The sequence below is a fragment of the Streptomyces sp. SID3343 genome, from assembly GCF_009865215.1.
GTDB lineage: Bacteria > Actinomycetota > Actinomycetes > Streptomycetales > Streptomycetaceae > Embleya.
This window is the reverse complement of record NZ_WWJX01000462.1, coordinates 1-5882: the sequence shown is the minus strand read 5'-3', so window position 1 is coordinate 5882 and position 5882 is coordinate 1. Positions and strand designations below refer to the sequence as shown.

General features: G+C 72.8%; 5 protein-coding genes and 1 pseudogene. 2 read left to right on the top strand and 4 right to left on the bottom strand.

Annotation, left to right across the window (positions count from 1 at the left end):
- Window positions 1-127: 127 nt before the first annotated feature.
- Window positions 128-487: a hypothetical protein gene (locus tag GT354_RS54000; protein ID WP_237534896.1), complete on the top strand. Its 360-nt coding sequence runs from the start codon at window positions 128-130 to the stop codon at window positions 485-487.
- 161 nt (window positions 488-648) lie between these two features.
- Here GT354_RS54000 and der read toward each other — a convergent pair whose 3' ends face one another.
- The 3 genes from der to cmk form a co-directional block, all read right to left on the bottom strand.
- Window positions 649-2118 carry a ribosome biogenesis GTPase Der gene (gene der / locus GT354_RS15010; RefSeq protein WP_161356812.1) on the bottom strand — a complete coding sequence of 490 codons (1470 nt, stop codon included), beginning with the start codon at window positions 2116-2118 and terminating at the stop codon, window positions 649-651.
- A gap of 62 nt (window positions 2119-2180) precedes the next feature.
- Window positions 2181-2777, bottom strand: coding sequence for a lysophospholipid acyltransferase family protein (locus tag GT354_RS15005; protein WP_202511916.1), 597 nt, complete (start codon window positions 2775-2777; stop codon window positions 2181-2183).
- Window positions 2778-2896: 119 nt separating this feature from the next.
- Window positions 2897-3583 carry a (d)CMP kinase gene (gene cmk, locus GT354_RS15000; RefSeq protein WP_161356811.1) on the bottom strand — a complete coding sequence of 229 codons (687 nt, stop codon included), beginning with the start codon at window positions 3581-3583 and terminating at the stop codon, window positions 2897-2899.
- Between the two features lie 206 nt (window positions 3584-3789).
- Between cmk and GT354_RS14995 the strand changes: the two genes are divergently transcribed.
- Window positions 3790-4875: a prephenate dehydrogenase gene (locus GT354_RS14995; protein WP_161356810.1), complete on the top strand. Its 1086-nt coding sequence runs from the start codon at window positions 3790-3792 to the stop codon at window positions 4873-4875.
- Between the two features lie 77 nt (window positions 4876-4952).
- On the opposite strand, the pseudogene GT354_RS14990 reads toward GT354_RS14995, so the two are convergent.
- Window positions 4953-5882: pseudogene (locus GT354_RS14990) on the bottom strand (hypothetical protein); the annotation flags it as partial.

The window sequence follows — 5882 nt, the reverse complement described above, 5'->3', positions numbered from 1 at the left end:
CACGCGTCCCCAGCCCCCAAATCCCCCCGGGCCACCTGCCGTTGTAGGCGCGCCCGCTCGACTCGATCGCACGCCGATCCGGCACTCGATGTTCGACATCCGTACGCCCAGCCGGGGAGGCGAGGCCGTGAAGTCCGCGAAACCGGAGCCCCCGCCGGGCACCTTCGGGCACGGAAAGGGGTCGGCGGCCACCGCCGGACGCCGGCGTTCCGAGCGATCGACGCCGCCCGGCGGTGGGAAGCTCGCGCAGGTCCGCCTTCGTCCCGACGAGATCGAGACGCTGACGCGGGTGATGAGCACCCTGGGCCTGGCATCGGTGTCGGAGGCGCTCCGGGAAGGACTGCGCCTGCTCGGTCGCGAGGCCGCCGAGGTGGCCGCGGCCGACGAGATTCGCGGGTTTTACGGCGGCGAACCCGCTCCGTTGCCCGAAGGGGTACCGGCCGTCACCGACGCCGAACTCGCGGCGGCCGACGAGATCGAGCGGTAGTCCGGGACCCAACCGCCTTCCGCGGCGAGGTCCGGGTCTGCACACAGCGTGGAAGCGGCGATCGGCCCGACGCCGGCTCTGCGGTGATACAACGAAGGACCCGGACGCCCCGTGGGCGTCCGGGTCCTTCGGTGGTTCGGGTGGGGTGCCGGCTCGGGGGGTCAGCGGCCCGACTTGTTGCGGCCGCGCTTTTCCCTGACCTTCATCCGGATCTCGATCGGGGTGCCCGGGAAGCCGAACTCCTCGCGCAGGCGGCGCTCGATGAAGCGGCGGTAGCCCGCCTCCAGGAAGCCGCTCGTGAACAGCACGAAGCGCGGCGGCTTGGTGCCGGCCTGGGTACCGAACATGATCCGCGGCTGCTTGCCACCGCGGATCGGGTGCGGGTTGGCCGCCACCAACTCGCCGAGGAAGGCGTTGAGCCGGCCGGTCGGGATGCGCTTCTCCCAGCTCGCCAGCGCGGTCTCGATCGCCGGGACCAGCTTCTCCATGTGTCGGCCGGTGAGCGCCGAGACGTTCACCCGCGGTGCCCAGGTGACCTGGACGAGGTCCTGCTCGATCTCGCGTTCGAGGTAGTAGCGGCGCTCCTCGTCCATCAGGTCCCACTTGTTGTACGCGATCACGATCGCGCGGCCGGCCTCGACCGCCAGCGTGATGATGCGCGTGTCCTGCTCGGTGAGCCGCTCGCTCGCGTCGATCAGGATCACCCCGACCTCGGCCTTCTCCAGCGCGGCCGTGGTGCGCAGCGACGCGTAGAAGTCGGCGCCCTGGGTCAGGTGCACCCGGCGGCGGATGCCGGCCGTGTCGATGAACTTCCAGGTCTTGCCGCCGAGCTGGACCAGCTCGTCGACCGGGTCGCGCGTGGTGCCGGCGACCTTGTCCACGACCACCCGGTCCTCGCCGGCGATCTTGTTGAGCATGCTCGACTTGCCCACGTTCGGGCGGCCGAGCAGCGCGACCCGGCGGGGGCCGCCCTCCTGGAGGCCGAAGCGCTGGGCCGGGGCCTCCGGCAGGACCTCCAGGACCGCGTCGAGGAGGTCGCCGCTGCCGCGCCCGTGCACGGCCGAGACCGGCCACGGCTGGCCGAGGCCGAGTGACCACAGCGCGGCGGCGTCCGCCTCCTGGGCCATGTTGTCGACCTTGTTGGCCGCGAGCACGACCGGCTTGCCGGCCTTGCGCAGGACCCGGACCACGGCCTCGTCGCTGTCGGTGGGGCCGACGATGGCGTCGACCACGAACATGACCGCGTCGGCCGAGTCGATCGCGTACTCCGCCTGGACCGCGACCGAGAGGTCGATCCCGACGACGTCGCGCTCCCAGCCGCCGGTGTCGACGACGGTGAACCGGCGCCCGTTCCAGGTGGCCTCGTAGTACACGCGGTCGCGGGTCACCCCGGGGGTGTCCTCGACGACCGCCTCGCGGCGCCCGATGATGCGGTTGACCAGCGTGGACTTGCCCACGTTGGGTCGTCCGACGACGGCCAGGACCGGCAGTGGACCGCCGCCCTCGTCGCCGTGCTCGTCGCGGTCGGGGGCGTCCCCGTCGAGGTCCACCCACTCTTCGGGGTCGTAGCCCGCCTCCCACGCCTCCGGGTCGAAGGCGCCCTCGGTGGTGGCGTCGGCGTGCTGCTCCATGGGGGTGTTCCTCGTTCGGGTCGCGGTACGGGTGCGAGACCCCTACCGGGTGAAAACTTCGGTCAGCCGGCGCGGCCGGTCATCCGCTCGGCCTCGCGCAGGTGCGCGGTGAGCCGTTCGACGATGCGGTCGGACGCGGCCTGTACGGCCTTGCGGGTGGCCCGGCGGTCGGCGTTCTCGACAGCCGTGAAGGGCTTGCCGTAGACCACGTCGATCCGGGAGCGCAGACCCGGCAATGCACCGATCGAGGATCCCCGCGCACCGGTGCCGAGGCAGGCCACCGGGACGATGGGCGCCCCGGAGCGCAATGCCAGATATGCAAGTCCATTGTGCACCGCCGAGAAGTCGGCCTGTCCCCGCGTGCCTTCCGGAAACACGCCGAGTGCCCCGCCGCCTGCCAGGACACCGAGTGAATCGGTGATCATCCGGCGGTCGGCGACGCCCCGTTGGACCGGGATGTGGCCGATACCGCGCAGTATCGGGCCCAGGGCGCCGCTGAACATCTCGCGCTTGACCAGCACCCGGGTCGGCCGGGGCGAGAACGCGAAGAGCATCGGCCCGTCGACGAAGTTGGCGTGGTTGCCGGCCAGGATGATCGGTCCGGTCATCGGTACGTGCCACGCGCCCAGCGCGCGGATGCGCCAGAAGCTGCGCAGCAGCGGTTCGCCGATGAAGTGCGCGGCCCCGGCGAGCGGGGGTTTCGCGGCGGGGCCCGGCGTCGACGTGCTGCTCGGGGTCGAGGGGGTGCGGGGGGTCGAGGTGGTGCTCGGGGTCGCCGTCACCGCACGTGTTCCGTGACCAGGGCCAGCAGGTGCTCGACGACCTGCTCGCGGTCCAGTTCGGTGGTGTCCACCAGGATCGAACCCTCGGCCATGCCCGCGGGCGCGACCGCGCGGCCCGAGTCGAGCGCGTCGCGGCGCGCGAGGTCGGCCCGGGTGGCCGCGACGCTCGTGGCCTGCGCGCCGGTCAGTTCGGCGTTGCGGCGGGCGGCGCGGGCCGCCTCGGACGCGGTCAGGTACACCTTCAGCGGCGCGTCCGGCGCGACCACGCTGCCGATGTCGCGGCCCTCGACCACGATGCCGCCGGTGCCGATCACGGCCCGCTGGAGGTCGACCAGGCGGGTGCGCACGTCGGGGACGGCGCTGACCACGCTGACCGCCTTGGTGACGGCGTCGGTGCGGATGGGGCCCGCCGCGTCGCGGCCGTCCACGGTGATGGTGGGGGCGTCGGGGGTGGTCCCGGAGACGATCTGCGGCTTGTCGGCGGCGGCGGCCACCGCGGCGGGGTCGTGGACGTCGACGCCGTTGGTGAGCATCCACCACGTCATCGCCCGGTACATCGCACCGGTGTCGAGGTAGCGCAGCCCGAGCCGCGCGGCGACCGCGCGGGAGACACTGGACTTGCCGGAACCTGACGGGCCGTCGATGGCGACCACGGCTGTCGCGAGCGGCGTACGGGCTTCCACGGTCGCTGACCTTTCACTGGTTGGTTCACCGGGGGCCCCGCCGAGAACCGGCGATCCCGGCGGCGGGGACGACGCGGGGCGATGGGACACCGCCCGAGAGTACCGTCACCGGTAGCCTTGCTCGGTTGCCCCGTCATTCCGTCGCCGACATCCGGCCGCCTCGTCGGTCCCCCGTTCTCGGCGCAGGCCCCCTGGGAGTTCACCTCATGCGTACCGCCGCCGTGGTCGGCACCGGACTCATCGGAACATCGGTCGCGCTCGCGCTGACCTCACGCGGGGTCACGGTGTATCTGCGAGACCACGACACCACCGCGGTACGCACGGCCGCGGCGATGGGCGCGGGCCTGGACGAGGCGCCGCCGGGGCCGGTGGACCTGGCCGTGCTCGCGGTTCCGCCGGGTCGGATCGGCGAGACGCTCGCGCTGGTCCAGGCGGAGCGCCTGGCGCTGGGCTACACCGACGTCGCGAGCGTCAAGGAACAGCCGCTGCACGAGATCGAGGCGCTGGGCTGCGACGGGTCGTCGTACATCGGCGGGCACCCGCTCGCCGGGCGGGAGCGATCGGGTCCGCTCGCGGGGCGGGCCGACCTGTTCGAGGGTCGGCCGTGGGTGCTGACGCCGTCACGCGACACCGGCACCGAGACGCTCAATCGGGCCTTGGAGCTGGTGTCGCTGTGCCGGGCCGTGCCCGTGGTGATGGCGCCGCGCGACCACGACCGCGCGGTGGCGCTCGTCTCGCACGCGCCGCACCTGGTGGCGGCGCTGATGGCCGCCCGCCTGGAGCACGCCGAGGACACCGACACTCGGCTCGCCGGGCAGGGCGTCCGCGACGTCACCCGGATCGCCGGCTCGGACCCGAACCTGTGGATAGACATCCTGGGTGCCAACGCGAACGCCGTCGCCGACGTGCTCGCGGGCCTGGCGAGCGACCTGGACACCGTGGTGGGCTCGCTGCGCGCGCTGGCCGCCGACGACGACGCGAAGCGTGAACTGGGCTCGCGCGGCGTGGAGACGCTGCTGCGCCGCGGCAACGCGGGGCATGCCCGGATTCCGGGCAAGCACGGCGAGCCGGCCGCCCGGTATGAGGCCGTCCCGGTCGTGGTGGGCGACCAACCGGGTGAACTGGCCCGTCTGTTCGCGGACGTGGGCCGGGCCCGGGTCAACATCGAGGACATCCGCATCGACCATGCCCAGGGCCGCCCGGCCGGCCTGGTCGAGCTTCAGGTGGACCCCACTCGGGCCGACGCCCTGACCGTGGCCCTGCGCACCGGCGGCTGGACCGTACAGCGCTGAAGCCCGGCACGCGAAACGATCCCGGGGTCGAAGGGCGGGGAACCACTCGCGACTTCGGGATCGTTCGTTCGGGTGGGTCAGCGGGGTGGGTTCTGTTCGGACCACCTGCGGCCCAGTTCGGTGCGGAAGGCTTCGCCCCACTGGGAGTTGAGGAGGATCTCCTCGACCAGGGGGTTCGGTGAGCGGTCCCGGCGGTCGGACAGGACGCAGATCGCGAGCTGGCGCAGGATGCCCTTGGTGTCGGTTTTCGGGGCCAGGACCACGGTGAGCAGTTGTTCGAAGAGTTTGCGGGTGCGCTTCTCGCCGGCGCCCGCGGCCTCCAGGCGGTCGCCGAACTGTTCGGCGTCCAGGAGGGTTTCGCGCATCGCGGCGAGGTCGTCGGGGTTCCACGCCTCGGGGGCGAGTTGGCGGCGGCGTTGTTCCAGGCGGGTGGTCAGGCGGTCGGCGATCACCGGGAGTACGCGCAGGTCGGCCAGCCGCAGGGCGACCGCGAGCGTGACGATGTTGTCGATGCCGGCCACGGCGGCCTTGGCCGCGCCGCCGCCGAGCGCGCGTTCGCGCAGCGTGGGCTTCTCCGGCAGGCGCTTGACCGCGCGCTGTATCTTGTCGACCTCGGTGTCGGAGATGCCGTACGCCGCCCACATGCTCCACGGCGCGTTGCCGGCGCTGGTCGGCAGGCCGCCCGGGGTGGGCGGGCTCTCCTCGGGCGACTCGGTGTCGTGGTAGCGGGCTCGGTCGAGGCCGCCGCGGGTGTGGTGGTCGTCGTGGTGGTCGTCCGATTCGTCCGCGGTCGGCAGTGCCGGGATGGGGAGTTCGCCGCGCTCGTCCTCGAAACCCGGCCACGGTTCGGCGAAGGCGTCCTCGATCTCCTCGAACGACGTGGCGTCGAAGTCGTTGCCCTCGTCGGCATACCAGGTGACGTCCTCGGGCTCGACGTCCTCGGGCTCGACGGGCCGGGGCTCGACCGGCCGGGGCTCGACCGGCTGAGGCTCCGCCGGCTCGACCGG